This is a genomic window from Cryobacterium sp. PH31-AA6, from assembly GCF_030063195.1.
In the GTDB taxonomy this organism is placed as follows: domain Bacteria; phylum Actinomycetota; class Actinomycetes; order Actinomycetales; family Microbacteriaceae; genus Cryobacterium.
In genome coordinates, this window is record NZ_JASISS010000008.1 from 85,308 (window position 1) to 98,590 (window position 13,283).

Sequence of the window (13,283 nt, forward strand, 5' to 3'; positions counted from 1 at the left end):
GTTACGTCAGGTCTAATGGGACTGCCGCGCCCCCCCGAATGGGGGTCTACGTGATTTCCCTACGGCAAGCTCCCCGACCCCACCCACGGCGGGGGCTCACCGTATTCGAAAAGAAGACTAGGACGTACATGCATTCCCACACAGGTTCGGCGAGCCACGTCGCCACCACGCCCCTCAGCTCGAACCGCTTCGGTCGCATTGCAGCGTCGTTAGCGATGATGCTGGCTCTGCTCCTGACGACCAGCCAGTGGGCGTTGAGCCCCGCCACCGCCGCTGAAGCCACGATGCTCGGGGCCGCGGCTCCCACCGGCCTCGTCCAGCACAATGACACCAACGGAGTCGAGGTGGGAACTCGTTTCACCGCCCGCGTGAATGGCAAGGCCACCGGAATGCGCTTCTGGAAGGACAAGGACACCACCAGTACCCACACCGGAACCCTCTGGACCGCCCAGGGCAAGAAACTCGCCGCTGCGACGTTCGCCACGGAGTCGGCTTCCGGCTGGCAGATCGCTTCATTCGACCGGACGGTTGCCTTGACCGCGGGCCAGACCTACGTTGTCTCCTACTACGCCCCGAAGGGACGGTATGCAGTTACGTATGATGTCCGCGCAAAGTCGAGTTCTCCCGACCTGACGATCTCATCAGGCTTCGGTGTGTACAAGTACGGTTCCCAGTCGCGATTCCCGACCAATACCTACCGCAACAGTTCGTACTGGGTTGACCTGGTCTTCTCCTCCCAGACCACCCCCGTAGCGAAGCCGGCACCCACCCCGACGCCGGCCCCGGCACCGACGACAACGCCGGCTCCGGCACCGACGACGACGCCGGCCCCGACGCCGACCACGGCGCCTGCTCCCACGCCGACCACGGCACCCGCCCCGGCCCCGGCGCCGGCCCCGACCGCCACGCCGTCCACGGGATTCCCGTCGGCGGCAACGACGGGAGTGCCCGCCGGAACGACCCTCTCCACCTACACCGGACCGTGCCGAATCACGACCCCGAATACCGTCATTGACGCCAAGCGGGTGAACTGTGGGCCCCTGGACATCCAGGCGACCGGTGTAGTGATCACCCGTTCGATCATCAACGGAACCGTCTCCACCAATGACTCGGGCACCGGATCGTTCACCATCAGTGACAGCGAGATCGTCATGGGAGCAGAGATGGGCACCGGAATCGGCGACGCCCGATTCACGGCCCTCCGCGTGGAGGTCACCGGCGGGAACCGTTCGGTGAACTGCTACCTCGACTGCTCCATCACCGCCTCCTACGTGCACGGCCAGTTCCGTGACGCGAGCGGTGTCGCCCACGAATCCGGAATCCGGATGGGATCAGGTTCAGTCATCCGCGGCAACACCATCGCCTGCGACGCTCCTGACGTGGCTCCGGATGCCGGATGCTCGGCGGCCCTGACCGGCTACGGCGACTTCGCGGTCGTGAAGAACAACACGATTGACGGCAATCTGTTCGTCGGCGGCTCGGGCGGCTACTGCACCTACGGTGGTGCGACTCCTGGCAAGCCGTTCTCCACCGGGACCCGGGACATCCGGTTCACGAACAACGTTTGGCAGCGCGGAGGATCGGGCAAGTGCGGTTTCTACGGGCCGATCACGTCGTTCGACTCCAACGCACCGGGCGCCGTGTGGTCCAACAACCGTTGGGACGACGGAGCTCTCGTCGCTGCGGCCAACTAGGGCGCACGACTAAGGCTGCCGATTCTCAGGTGGCCGCCTGACAGGGGCGCGTGACCGATCCAATGATCGGGCACGCGCCCTTATGTGCGTGCTCTACCACTCCAGCAGGGTCAGCTCGCTGTAGAGGTAGTCGATTGTCTCGGCGGACACATTCTCGCTCCGGAGCATTTTCGCCCGAGGAGCACCGAGCTCGAAACCCAGGGCGGGGCTGAAACCGAGCACTCGGCGCTCCGCCAGCGTCGCCAGGGCCCCGTGCCGCAGGAGCAGATGCGAGCCGACCTGCGGCCACGCCGACCGCAGCAGGTCACGGTTTCCCCCGACATACAACGGCGAAGCAAACAACGGCAGCCGTTTGCGACGATCCTTGCGAACGACGAGGTATCCGTACTCTCCGTCCGCGATCGCCACGATGTGGCGGGTCGCGGGAGCCTCGCGGTGATCGCCGTAGACGAGGGAGTCCCGGCCCTCCAGGACCCGCGCGACAACGGCCGGATCGTCCGACACCGTCAACCCTCGACGCGGAAAGCGAGGCAGATTCGGTGCCAGCCGGGTCTTGGTGTCGAGCACGTCGAAGCCGAGCCTCAGGTTCAGCGCCACCACGTTCCCGCTCGGTGAGAAGTCGGTGAACTCGAATCCTCGCTGCGCGAGGATCGCGCGGATCAGCCGAAAGCTGTGCGCGCGGTAGTCCTCGAGCACGCAGAAAGCCGCGAGGTTGCAGAACCTGCGCCTCTCGCCGCCGACGTCACGTTCGGAGTACACCGCGACGTAGGCTCCGACGATCCTGTCGTTCACGACGAGTTGGAACCCGTGGTTGGGCGCCTCGGCACCCCACGGGGGAGCGAGGAGGGAGCCCCAGGCCGCGGCAGGGACCCTCGAGTTCAGGTGCTCGTGGAGGAACCGGGAGACCGCATCGGCGTCCGCGGTCGTTATCGGTCGAACGTCGATCTTCTCGCGGTCCATGTGCCGCATATTACGGCACAATCGGCACTTTCACCGGTAACATTCTTCTCGAAGGTACTCCAGGATTTGGTTTCCGATGTGTCCCGCCGAAAGGAATCACATGCCGAGCATCGTGATCGCCGCGCACAACGAGGAGAACGTGATCGGGCAGAACCTCGACGCTCTCCTCGCCCAGCAGACGGTCGACCCGCTCGAGATCATCGTGATCGCCAACGGGTGCACCGACCAAACGGTGGCCATCGCGTCGCGTCCCGGCGTCATCGTGATCGATCGCGCCCCGCCGGGCAAGGCGGCGGCCGTCAACGCGGGCGACCTGGTCGCCACCGGGTTCCCCCGGGTCTACCTCGACGCCGACATCATTGTGCCGCCCGGCGGGCTCGCGGCCCTGGTCGCCCGACTCGCGGAGGCACCGTGCGTGCTCGCGGCGGTGCCTCGGCGCCGCATCGACACGGGAGGACGGCCCTGGCCCGTTCGCGCCTATTTCTCGATCAACGAGCGGTTGCCCGCGTTCCGGAACGGGCTCTTCGGACGGGGGATGATCGCCGTGTCCGAGCAGGGTCGAGCCAGGTTCGACGCGTTCCCGGTCATGATCGCCGACGATCTCTTCCTCGACTCTCAGTTCACCGATGCCGAGAAGGCGGAGGTGGTCGGCGTCGAGGTCGTCGTGGCCGCCCCGTTCACGACCCGGGACCTGGTTCGACGCCTGGTCCGCGTGCGGCGCGGGAACGCCCAGATGCGGGCGGCCGCGGCAGCACAACAGATCGACGTGCGGGTGCGACCGGCCGACCGCTGGGCCTGGCTGTGCGAGGTTGCGCTGCCGAATCCCCGATTGCTGCCCGCGACCATTCCGTACGTGTCGATCACACTCCTCTCGGGACTCTTGGCCCGACGCCGGGTCAAGGCCGGTCAGGAGTGGGGCCGGGATGAGAGCACGCGTGGAACGCAATCGTCGGCAACGAACGGGGCATCGGCATGATCATCAACCTCTGCTTTCACGGCATCGGAACCATCGATCACGAGAGGGAAGAGGGGGAGTCCCGGTACTGGGTGGCCACGGACCGATTCCTCCGGATCCTGGACGAGGTGCGCGAGAGCCCCAACGTGCGGCTCAGCTTTGACGATGGGAACCGCTCGGACGCCGAGGTGGCGTTCCCGGCCCTGCGTGAGCGCGCGCTGCGGGCGTCGTTCTTCGTGCTGGCCGGTCGGTTGAATGATCCGGCGAGCCTCTCTCCGTCCGATCTTCGGGAGTTCCGCAGCGCGGGAATGGAGATCGGGAGCCACGGCTGGGCCCACATTCCGTGGCGCGGACTGGGCGAGGAGGAGGCCCGCCGGGAACTGGTGGACGCCCGATCGACGCTGGTCGAGGCCAGCGGCGGTGAAATCGACGACGCAGCCCTCCCGCTCGGGCGGTATGACCGTCAGCTGCTGGGACGACTGGCTCGGACCGGCTATCGAACGGTGTACACGAGCGATCGGTTTCCCGCGCGCTCCTCTGCGTGGCTTCAGGCCAGGTACAGCGTTACCGCCGGAGACACGGCGGAATCGATCCACTCGGTGATCGGGCATCGTGCGGGCGTGCGGGATGCGCGCAACATACTGGCGAGCACGGTCAAACGGATTCGCTGAGGCCGCTACTCGGGCAAGAACGCGGAGCTCGCGCCGAGCTGCGGGGGCCGCAGCGACGGGCGCAACAACGCGCGCACCGTCGTCCAGGACTGTCGCTCGCCGAGGACCGCGCGACGCAGCTCGACGACGATCGTCAGGCCGAAGTACAGCCACGTGCGCACCTCGCCCGTACGACGACGATAGAGGCGCACCCGATTGAGCATCTGCATCGTGTGCGTGGTCGCATTCTCGCCCGAGCCCCCGCCGACATGCATCGCGCCGGCGAGGGGCGTATAGACGGTGGCCCAGCCCGCATCCCTTGCCCTGAGGCTGAAATCGGTCTCCTCCGAGTAGAGGAAGAAGGACTCGTCCAGGCCGTCGAGCGCATCGAAGCACGGGCGATCGACGAGCAGGATCGCGCCCACCGCCCAGTCCACCTCGTGCTCGGTATCGTACTCGGCCGGGATCTCGATTCGCTCTGCGAAGAGCGGCAGTCGCGTGAAGCTCAACCCGCCGACTCGACCGAGCGTCGGTCCCCGCCGGAGAGTGGGGGAGAGACTGCCGTCCTCCTCCCGCACGCGCGGCGCGACAATGCCGGTATCGCTCCGCCGCCGGAGCACCTCAAGCATTCGTGGCACCGAATCGGGGTCGAGAGTGGCGTCGGGGTTGAGAATGAGGATTGTGGACGCCTCGGGGGAAGCGAGCACGGCTCGATTGATTCCGGCCGCGTAGCCGTCGTTCGACGCGCGCACGACGCCGCAGTCGGACCGACGCTCGAGCAATTCCGGTGTTCCGTCGGCTGAACCGTTGTCGACGACAACAACGGAATAGCTGAGGTGTCCGAAGGCGGCCGGCAGACTGTCCAGGAGTCCCGCCACGTGGCGCGTGCTGTTGTATGTGACGACGACCGCCGCCACATCCAGCGGCGTCATGCTCGGGCCGCCTTCTGGTGGCCCGGTGGCTGCGACGTCGCCGCCGCCGTCTCCGCCGCGAAGACGGTGCGCACGCTCCCGCACAGGCCGGCGAGGAGGAAGAGCATACCGCCGGCGATCGGGAAGGACAGCGCGTCAAAGAACGCGAACAGAACGGCGACGTTGAAGACGGATGCGGCGAGGGCGTGCCCCAGCAGCCGCACGTCCAGGTCGGTGGAGTGCCACGCGTTCCGGGCGCTCCAGATTCCCGCGGCGAAGAATGCGGCGAAGGCAATGACGCCCAGGATGCCCAGTTCGATGGCGATCAGCACCCATTGGTTGTCGAAAATGTAGTACCGAGGCAGGAACAAGCCGAAGCCGGATCCGATCACCGGTGAGGGGGACATGAACTCGGGAATCCGTTCCAGACCATTCGTTCGAGACTCCGTACTCGGGTCCGTCGCGGCGCCCGCGAACAGGTTGATCGTCGTCGACAGCAGACCGGGGAGGGCGGCGAAGACGACCAGGGTGACAACGGTGCCCGCGCCGAACACGGCGGCGCGGTACCGAGCCGGAACCGCCGGGATCATCGACAGCATAGCCACCGCGAATCCGATGATGGCCGACCGGGAGACGGCCACCAACGACGAGAGCGAGATCAGGCCGATGGGCAACCACCACCAGAGTCCACCCTGGGTTCTGCTCGATCGGAATCCGCGCGAGATCGCGGCGGCGATGACGAGCGGCAGCGCGGCGTTGATCGCGGTCGCGTACTCGAGCGGGTGGATGGCCGTTCCGGACGAGCGAATCACCCCGGCGCGCTCCTGAATGCCTCCCGCCATGCTCAGCCCGGGAATCGTGCCGAAGAAGTCCACGATCCCCAGCCCGGTGAAGAACTGCGCGAGGCCCAGAGTTGCGAGCAAACCGGCGCCGACTCCGATCCGGCGAACCATGCTGGCGAGATCGTTCTTCGTGCGGACGCCATCGACCGCGACGAGTAGCACTCCCGCCCAGGACAGCAACCGTAACAGTGCCGTGAAAGCCGGGCTCACCTGGTCGTCGGGTTGGCCGCGCAGCATGGCGGCCGCGAAACTCACGAGCACTACCAGCAGAAAGGCCACGAAGGTGAACCGCACCGGTTGTGAGACCGCGCCCGCCTCGGGCGCTCGTGCCTGCAGCCGGTGCACCGTCCACCAGCAGAGCAGAACGAGCCCCCAGATCAGTGAGGGACTACCGAGCGATCCGAGCGCGGTGACCACGACGCCCGAGGGTATCGCCAGAAGCAGAACGAGGTACACCGTGAGCATCGACACCGCATCCGCCCCGCGGCGCGGGGCAGCGACGAACGGCTTCTGCGACGAGCCCTCGACGATCATGCCGACTCAGCGCGCTTGTCGAACCGGACGGGCGAGGGGGGCTCGCTCCTCGTCGTCGTTGTCGTCGTTGCGGGACTGGCGACCCAGAGTGGCGAACTCGGGTTCCATCGACGGTGCGGCGCCGGTACCCGACCGAGACTGCGTGGCTTTCGCAGGCCCGGTGGTCTCAGCCGGGCTGGAGAGGGATTCGTCCTGTTCAGGATCGGTGACCGTTCCGTTTTCGACCGAGGATTCCTCCGGCTCCGCATCGGGGCCCTCGACCGCTTTGGCCACCCGGGCTCGGCGTCGGCGTCGGCGTTTCGAGCTGAATCCGTCGACAAGGCCGGCGAGAAGCAGGGTGAGTACGACACCGGCGACTCCGGCGCCGGCGGCTCCGACCATGCGTGTGCGTTGTTGCAGAACGCTCTTGGTGTCGACCGTGATGGGCAGCACCGTCACACGGTTGTTGCTCGCGATCTTCTCCGTAGTCTGTAGGTCCTCGAGCATCGTCGCCGTGCGGGTGACGAGCAGATCGAGAACTTCCTGAGCTGCAGCATCGCTGGGTGCCGTCACGGCGATGAGCATGACCGGGCCTGCGGTCGTCGTGTCGCGGGTGATGGCGATCTTCGTGTCGGGGTGCTCCGCAACCATCTCGTTCAGCACGTTCTCCGAGCCGACCGCACGCACGAGCACGTCGGCGGCCGGTGCCAGGCCGCCTAGAAAGAGATAGGGATTCGCACCTTCGGGCATGCTGGCGGCACCGGGGATGAGCAGTTGCGTCGCGGAACGCTCGTATCCAGGGGGGATCGTGTACCACGCGCCGACAGCAAGGGCGGCGGCGACCATGACCCCGGGGAAAACGATGTACCACCGTCTCCAGAGCTTGCGAAGCGTATCGCTGAACTTCACGCTGTGGTTCCTTCCTGTGCGTGATCGGGCACCCGCGGTTGCCGAGCGGAGTGCGCCGCTCGTCCTTTCGCCAGCAGGCGATCGGCGGTGACGGAACCCCACCCGCCCACGATGCCGGCTACGGCGAGCATCGCGGCGCCGGCGGCGAGTTGGCCTCGGCGAGACGAGGTCACGTGTTCGATCTGCATGGTGAGGGGAACCACCGCCGCCGTTATTCGGTCTTTCGCGGCGGTCTTCAGCGCGGCTTGTTGAGAGGCGGCGCTGCCCAGAATCCTGTTGACCAGCTCCGCCTGTGTCGACTCGACCCACTCGGCCGAACGCCCCACGATCTCGATTTCGATGTCCGACCTATTGAAGGTCGACACCCATTGATTGCCCGAGTTCGCCAATTCGACCAAGACACCCTGGCGCACCCCCGCTCCGTGAAGCGGGGCTTCATTCGTCGAATACCGTGCGGGGGGCCGACCGTTGTTGGTCTCTTGCACGACGGCCCCCGCGAACGCGATGACGCTCACGTCCGTGGTTCCGTTTGTCGGCGACAAGCTCGTTGTGGCGGGTCGCATGAACGAGACCACCGTCGTGGTCGTGTACACCCCGCCATCGCGCGCCAGCACCACGGTGATGAGCGCCGCGCACGCGATCAGCACCAGCGGGATGTACCAGCGCCGGAGCATGGCCAACAAGATGTCGCGGAATGTCATCGGCGGCCGCCGGGATCGACGTGCCCCCCGGTGACGAACGCTCGCACGAACGGCATCCGTTCAGACGCGGGTCGGGAGCCGGGCAGGCCGGGGGAGGACGAATTCACGATATTTCCCTGCAGTTCGGGGTACAGGTGGGTACGGGATACGCGGTTCGGAGACGAAAGCGAGTCGACTCCTGAGTGCCGACGATATCCTCATTCTCGGCGTCGCGCTGTAGCTCATACGGGGGGTGCGCTCCGGTGGGGGCGGCGCCAGGGGCAGTGTTTTCGACATTCTCGCGGTGCGTAGACCGCGGATTCCCGCTGCCGAGCGGGTTCGGGTGCGGCTGGTGGGATGATGGCTCTTCACTGGCGACACCCGAGTCGCGGCAGCTCAACCGGTGAGGAGGATCCATGAAGCCACGCTCAGCCGTTGTGATCGACGGGGGGATAATGGGCCTGGCGGTCGCGCAACGGCTGTCGTGCACCGGAACCACCGTCACCCTGCTGGAGAAGGAGCCGGGCTGGGCGGCCCACCAGACCGGCCACAATTCGGGCGTTGTCCATGCAGGACCGTACTACGCGGCCGGGTCGCTCAAGGCGCGCCGATGCACGGCGGGCAACGAGTCGATGGCCCGTTTCGCGCTCGAGAACGGCGTTCCCTACGAACGGTGCGGCAAACTGATCGTCGCCGTCGCTCCCAAACGAGGTGGCGCGCCTGGAGGCCCTGCACGAGCGGGCGATGGCCAACGGCGTGGTCACGAGGTTGCTGTCGACGGCGGAGACGCTCGAGTTCGAACCACACGTCAGGGCCGTGAAGGTGCTCAGGGTCGAGGCCACCGGGATCATCGACTACGGAGGAGTGAGCCGCGTTCTGGCCCGCAAGGCGGCCGAGAACGGCGCCAGCCTCCTGCTCAACGCCCGCGTGGAGAGCATCCGGGTCGACCGAAGCGGCGTGAGCGTCGCGCACGCCGGCGGCAGCGTGCGGGCCGGTCTGCTCATCAACTGCGCTGGTCTCCACGCGGACCGGGTCGCGACCCTGGCCGGCGTCACCCCGGAGGTACGGGTCGTGCCGTTCCGCGGCGAATACTACGAACTCGTTCCGGCGCGACGCGACCTGGTCAGAGGGCTCATCTATCCCGTCCCCGACCCCGCGCTGCCGTTCCTCGGGTTGCACCTCACCCGGATGATCGACGGGACGGTCCACGGCGGACCCAACGCCGTGCTCGCGCTCTCCAGGGAGGGCTACGACTGGCGAACGATCAACCTGCGCGACTCGATCGAGGCGATCAGCTATCCGGGATTTCTTCGGATGGCGCGGAGCAATATCGGGACCGGGGTTGGCGAGGTGGCACGCTCGTTCTCGCAGCGCCTGTTCGCCCGCAGCCTGGCCCGGCTGGTGCCGGAGATCGGGCGTGACGATATCGTGCGTGCGGGCGCAAGCCGTTCGGCGCGACGGTGCCCTCGCCGATGACTTCGTCATCCAGCGCGCACCCCGGCAGGTGCACGTGCTTAATGCGCCGTCGCCCGCGGCCACAAGTTCCCTCGAAATCGCCCGGCACATCGCCGCGATCGCCGATGACGTGGATTCCTGACCCGGACGGGTTCGAGCCCGGACGCGTGGGTCAGGTCGCGGCGGTGAACGTGCCGAAGACCACGTAGCGACAGCCGCCGTCGACCGCGGTGGCGCTGAGCGTGATCGTGTTGCTTCCGCGAGTGAAGGAGAGCGCCGAGGACCCGTCGAGGGCCGGTGCCGGCGTGTCATAGAGCCCGAGTTCCGCCAGGCTGGAGCGGTAGAAATCCAGGACCTCGACGACGGTGAGGCTTGTCTGCGCCGTCAGGGCGGCCTGGAGGCGGGAACCCTCGGTGGCAACGGAGCTCGTCGCGACGGCGGAATGCGGTGCCGCCGGGATGACCCGGGTCGGGAACCCGTCCACGATCGAGCCGACGGCGTGAGACGTGTCCGGCAGCGGCAGCGACACGAGCACGGCCTGGGGCTTGGATTCCGGGAGAGGGAGCGAGACCGAACCCGAGCCCGGAGTGCCGGGCTCGACGACGCGCACATCGTTGGCTTCGCCGGGCGCCGGAACAGTGGGCGATGGCGATCCCTGCTTCGGTGCAGGCGCCGGTGCCGGTGCGGGCGCCTGGGTGGGCGTGGCGTCGGGTTGAGCCGCCGCGGTTTTCGCAACCGGGCTCGGTGTCGCCGTCGGCAAGCCTCCGTCGGCCGATTTCGACACCGTTGCGGGGGTCTCTGCGCCCTGTTGCTGGAGCAGGAGTGCTCCGGTGAGGACGAGGACGACGGCGGCGGCGGCAATGCCGGTGATCTGCGTGCGGCGCATGGTCAGCTCTCCGTGGTGGCGGGCCAGAGGGCGCCATCCACTTCGCGATAGGTGGTGCCGGTGGATGGGCAGCGGAAAAGTTCTCCGATCCGCACGAGCGGGATGCCCGCCGTGCCGACCCAGCCGACCTTTCGGGCGGGGACCCCCGCCACAATGGCGTAGTCGGGGACGTCCCTGGTGACGACGGCTCCGGCCGCGACGAGGGCCCAGCGGCCGATCGTGACCGGCGCGATACAGACGGCGCGTGCGCCGATCGATGCCCCGGTGCCGACCCGTACCCCGACCGCTTTCCAGTCCTCGGCGCTCTTCAGAGTGCCGTCGGGATTGATCGCGCGGGGGAACTCGTCATTGGTGAAGACGACCGCCGGGCCGATGAAGACTCCGTCCTCGAGCACGGCGGGCTCGTAGAGAAGCGCGTAGTTCTGCACCTTGCAATTGGCGCCGAGGATGACGCCCGGTCCGATGTACGCCCCGCGGCCCAGTGTGCAGCCGCTCCCGACGCTGGCGTGTTCCCTGACCTGGGCCAGGTGCCAGACGGTCGTGCCGTCTCCGATCGTGGCGAGCGGGTCAACGTCCGCCGTGCCGGCTATGCGGCTTTCCTGAATCATCTGTGATCCCCCAACGCGTAGATCATTCATTGTTCCGCACCGGCCCGTTCACTAGTAGGCGCCGGTCGGGTGGGTGAGCACGCGAAGTGTGCGCCACAGGATGATGAGATCGCCGGCCAGTGACCAGTTCTCGACGTAGTAGAGATCGAGGCGTACGCTCTCGTCCCAGTCGAGATCCGACCGCCCGTTGACCTGCCACATACCGGTGAGTCCAGGCTTGATGTAGAGCCTCCGGTGCACGTGCTGTTCATAACCGTCGACCTCCGTCGGAAGCGGAGGGCGGGGACCGACCAGGCTCATTTCGCCGACGAGGACGTTCCAGAGCTGAGGCAGCTCATCGAGCGAGTACTTGCGGAGGATCCGGCCCACCCGGGTCACCCGGGGATCATTGTGAATCTTGAACAGCACCCCTGAACCCTCGTTCTTGTCGAGCAGACCGGCGAGGTCGGTCTCCGCTGTCTGGACCATCGAGCGGAACTTGAGCATCTGGAAAGTTTGCTGGTTCCGTCCGCACCGTTCCTGGCGGAACAGTGCCGGACCCGGCGTGTCGGCCTTGACCACGATCGCGATCACCGCCAGCAGGGGCGCAATCAGGATCAGGCCCGCACCCGCGGCGACCACGTCGAGGGTCCGCTTGAGCACATGCCTCGTGCCCTCGAAGTGGGGAATCTCGACGTGGATGAGCGGAAGGCCCTCGACCGGGCGGAAGTGGATCCGGGGTCCGGCGACGTCCGTCAGCCGGCTGGAGAGCACGAGCTCCGCCGGGGTCCCCTCGAGGTCCCAGCCGAGATTCCGGATGAATGTGCTGCCCCCGCGAGGATGCCCGGCCACGATCACCGCGTCGACTCCCATGGAGCCGACGGCATCCGCCACGTGGGCGGAGTCCGCGACGACGGGAATCCGGTTACCGCGGGAGAGCACGCCCGTCGTGTCGCCGTCTTCGAGGGCGACACCCACCACGTGGTAGACCGCGCCCGACTTCTCGGCGATCTGGCGCACGACGTATTCCACATCATCCCTGCTGCCGACGACGATGACTCGGGACAGGTAGTGCCCGAAGTGACGTTGGTGCAGAAGCCATTTCCGCCAGAGCCATCGCTCGACGATGAGCCCAACCATGCCGAGGGGCAGGGCGAAGATGAAGAAGCTCCGCGCGATATCGACCTGGAAGACCAGGAAACCGATGGCGAGCATGCCGAAGGCCAGGGCGCTCGCGTTGACCACCTGGCGATATTCTGTCGCCCCCACTCCAATCACCCGGGAATCACGGGTGTGGAACGCACCGAGGGTGATGATCCAGATCGTCACCACCATCAGGGCGACGACCCAGTAGTCGATCTGGAACGGGCCGGCCGCGACCGCGGCGGTCCCCACGCCGAAGCGCGCGATGAAGGCGATGCCCACCGCGACCACGATGATGCTGACGTCGCTGACCCTCAGCTTGGTGCGGTACCTCCTGGCCCAGATCAGACCGGAGGTGTGCGAGTCCGCGAAGACTTTTCGTACCGGCGTCTCCACCTGGTCGACGAGCCTGAGCCGGGCGCGCTGTCCAGCGGCTGACAGGCCGGTGGCAGACGGATGTGCTCCGGCGGTGGTCATCTCGAACTCACCTCCGTCAGGAGGCGCGAAGAGCGACTGTTCGGGTTTCTGTGGTCGGCCTGGGTGGAGCCGATTGTTTTTTTGGGTCGACAAATGAGTCGACACGTCAAGGACGTGATCACGGGCATTCCCTGCATTTCGGGTTACAGGTTCTGGTCGGGTCGCACCGGACTCGCGGTCTAGGGGGCCACTTCGTCCAGCACGGCAGGTAGTCGATCGATCCTCAACTACTCACGTGCCGAACATACCCCCATCCGGGGACTTCACGCTGTAACCAGATCGGGGGGTACGCACCGAATCAAGGGGACGCGCCGGCGGAAGATCCCTGCCCTGACTGCGCGTGAGACAAAAAGAAGACCACCCCAGTAGAAGCCTGGGAGTGGTCTTCAGTGGCCCCGACCGGCGTCGATCCGGTGACCTTTCGATTTTCAGTCGAACGCTCTACCAACTGAGCTACAGGGCCAGAAAGAAACCTCGAGAAGTCGCTTTCCAAGGAAAAAAACCCTCTCTTTCGAAAGGGCTTAGTGCCTTTGCGACCCTGACCGGACTTGAACCGGCGACCTCCGCCGTGACAGGGCGGCGCGCTAACCAACTGCGCTACAGGGCCTCGTGATGAGAACC

General features: G+C 66.7%; 13 protein-coding genes, 2 tRNA genes and 1 pseudogene. 6 read left to right on the forward strand and 10 right to left on the reverse strand.

The features are described 5' to 3' along the window. The first annotated feature begins 128 nt into the window (after nucleotides 1-128). Nucleotides 129-1,694 (forward strand): DUF4082 domain-containing protein, encoded by a 1,566-nt coding sequence (locus QMG61_RS08160; protein WP_283493843.1) that lies wholly within the window; start codon nucleotides 129-131, stop codon nucleotides 1,692-1,694. A gap of 93 nt (nucleotides 1,695-1,787) precedes the next feature. Here QMG61_RS08160 and QMG61_RS08165 read toward each other — a convergent pair whose 3' ends face one another. After that, a complete protein-coding gene (locus QMG61_RS08165; protein WP_283493844.1) occupies nucleotides 1,788-2,654 on the reverse strand; it encodes a hypothetical protein in 867 nt (288 codons plus the stop codon). 100 nt (nucleotides 2,655-2,754) lie between these two features. On the opposite strand from QMG61_RS08165, the gene QMG61_RS08170 reads away from it, so the two are divergent. Continuing rightward, nucleotides 2,755-3,630 (forward strand): glycosyltransferase family 2 protein, encoded by an 876-nt coding sequence (locus QMG61_RS08170; protein WP_283493845.1) that lies wholly within the window; start codon nucleotides 2,755-2,757, stop codon nucleotides 3,628-3,630. Then, nucleotides 3,627-4,280 carry a polysaccharide deacetylase family protein gene (locus QMG61_RS08175; protein ID WP_283493846.1) on the forward strand — a complete coding sequence of 218 codons (654 nt, stop codon included), beginning with the start codon at nucleotides 3,627-3,629 and terminating at the stop codon, nucleotides 4,278-4,280. The genes QMG61_RS08170 and QMG61_RS08175 overlap by 4 nt, the downstream gene beginning before the upstream one ends. 5 nt (nucleotides 4,281-4,285) lie before the next feature. On the opposite strand, the gene QMG61_RS08180 is transcribed toward QMG61_RS08175, so the two are convergent. From QMG61_RS08180 to QMG61_RS08195, 4 genes are read right to left on the reverse strand one after another with little or no spacing between them, the layout of a single operon-like run. Beyond that, complete coding sequence (locus QMG61_RS08180; protein ID WP_283493847.1) at nucleotides 4,286-5,191, reverse strand: glycosyltransferase family 2 protein; 906 nt, start codon at nucleotides 5,189-5,191, stop codon at nucleotides 4,286-4,288. Then, nucleotides 5,188-6,546, reverse strand: coding sequence for an O-antigen ligase family protein (locus QMG61_RS08185; protein WP_283493848.1), 1,359 nt, complete (start codon nucleotides 6,544-6,546; stop codon nucleotides 5,188-5,190). The genes QMG61_RS08180 and QMG61_RS08185 overlap by 4 nt, the downstream gene beginning before the upstream one ends. Before the next feature lie 6 nt (nucleotides 6,547-6,552). After that, nucleotides 6,553-7,434, reverse strand: a complete 882-nt coding sequence (locus tag QMG61_RS08190) for a YveK family protein (RefSeq protein WP_283493849.1) — start codon at nucleotides 7,432-7,434, stop codon at nucleotides 6,553-6,555. Next, entirely contained in the window at nucleotides 7,431-8,135 is a 705-nt protein-coding gene (locus QMG61_RS08195) for a hypothetical protein (protein ID WP_283493850.1), read from the reverse strand. Before QMG61_RS08195 ends, QMG61_RS08190 begins: the two co-directional genes overlap by 4 nt. A gap of 434 nt (nucleotides 8,136-8,569) precedes the next feature. Here QMG61_RS08195 and QMG61_RS17425 point away from each other — a divergent pair. The 3 genes and pseudogenes from QMG61_RS17425 to QMG61_RS08205 form a co-directional block, all read left to right on the forward strand. Further along, a pseudogene (locus QMG61_RS17425) lies at nucleotides 8,570-8,761 on the forward strand (FAD-dependent oxidoreductase); the annotation flags it as partial. Nucleotides 8,762-8,825: 64 nt separating this feature from the next. After that, nucleotides 8,826-9,590 (forward strand): FAD-dependent oxidoreductase, encoded by a 765-nt coding sequence (locus tag QMG61_RS08200; RefSeq protein WP_349358153.1) that lies wholly within the window; start codon nucleotides 8,826-8,828, stop codon nucleotides 9,588-9,590. Further along, nucleotides 9,547-9,711: a hypothetical protein gene (locus QMG61_RS08205; RefSeq protein ID WP_283493851.1), complete on the forward strand. Its 165-nt coding sequence runs from the start codon at nucleotides 9,547-9,549 to the stop codon at nucleotides 9,709-9,711. The genes QMG61_RS08200 and QMG61_RS08205 overlap by 44 nt, the downstream gene beginning before the upstream one ends. A 30-nt stretch (nucleotides 9,712-9,741) precedes the next feature. On the opposite strand, the gene QMG61_RS08210 is transcribed toward QMG61_RS08205, so the two are convergent. The 5 genes from QMG61_RS08210 to QMG61_RS08230 all read right to left on the reverse strand — a co-directional run bounded on the left by QMG61_RS08210 (nucleotide 9,742) and on the right by QMG61_RS08230 (nucleotide 13,269). Next, nucleotides 9,742-10,455: a hypothetical protein gene (locus tag QMG61_RS08210; RefSeq protein WP_283493852.1), complete on the reverse strand. Its 714-nt coding sequence runs from the start codon at nucleotides 10,453-10,455 to the stop codon at nucleotides 9,742-9,744. Between the two features lie 2 nt (nucleotides 10,456-10,457). After that, nucleotides 10,458-11,063: an acyltransferase gene (locus tag QMG61_RS08215; protein ID WP_283493853.1), complete on the reverse strand. Its 606-nt coding sequence runs from the start codon at nucleotides 11,061-11,063 to the stop codon at nucleotides 10,458-10,460. Between the two features lie 51 nt (nucleotides 11,064-11,114). Beyond that, nucleotides 11,115-12,662 (reverse strand): sugar transferase, encoded by a 1,548-nt coding sequence (locus QMG61_RS08220; RefSeq protein ID WP_283493854.1) that lies wholly within the window; start codon nucleotides 12,660-12,662, stop codon nucleotides 11,115-11,117. A 390-nt stretch (nucleotides 12,663-13,052) separates the two neighbouring features. After that, nucleotides 13,053-13,125 (reverse strand) — tRNA-Phe (locus tag QMG61_RS08225). Between the two features lie 70 nt (nucleotides 13,126-13,195). After that, nucleotides 13,196-13,269: transfer RNA gene (locus tag QMG61_RS08230), tRNA-Asp, on the reverse strand. Nucleotides 13,270-13,283: the final 14 nt, after the last annotated feature.

Coding starts and splice junctions, on each gene's coding strand:
- QMG61_RS08160 (WP_283493843.1), top strand. CDS start 129: ATGCATTCCCACACAGGTTCGGCGAGCCACGTCGCCACCACGCCCCTC.
- QMG61_RS08165 (WP_283493844.1), bottom strand. CDS start 2,654: ATGGACCGCGAGAAGATCGACGTTCGACCGATAACGACCGCGGACGCC.
- QMG61_RS08170 (WP_283493845.1), top strand. CDS start 2,755: ATGCCGAGCATCGTGATCGCCGCGCACAACGAGGAGAACGTGATCGGG.
- QMG61_RS08175 (WP_283493846.1), top strand. CDS start 3,627: ATGATCATCAACCTCTGCTTTCACGGCATCGGAACCATCGATCACGAG.
- QMG61_RS08180 (WP_283493847.1), bottom strand. CDS start 5,191: ATGACGCCGCTGGATGTGGCGGCGGTCGTCGTCACATACAACAGCACG.
- QMG61_RS08185 (WP_283493848.1), bottom strand. CDS start 6,546: ATGATCGTCGAGGGCTCGTCGCAGAAGCCGTTCGTCGCTGCCCCGCGC.
- QMG61_RS08195 (WP_283493850.1), bottom strand. CDS start 8,135: ATGACATTCCGCGACATCTTGTTGGCCATGCTCCGGCGCTGGTACATC.
- QMG61_RS08210 (WP_283493852.1), bottom strand. CDS start 10,455: ATGCGCCGCACGCAGATCACCGGCATTGCCGCCGCCGCCGTCGTCCTC.
- QMG61_RS08215 (WP_283493853.1), bottom strand. CDS start 11,063: ATGATTCAGGAAAGCCGCATAGCCGGCACGGCGGACGTTGACCCGCTC.
- QMG61_RS08220 (WP_283493854.1), bottom strand. CDS start 12,662: ATGACCACCGCCGGAGCACATCCGTCTGCCACCGGCCTGTCAGCCGCT.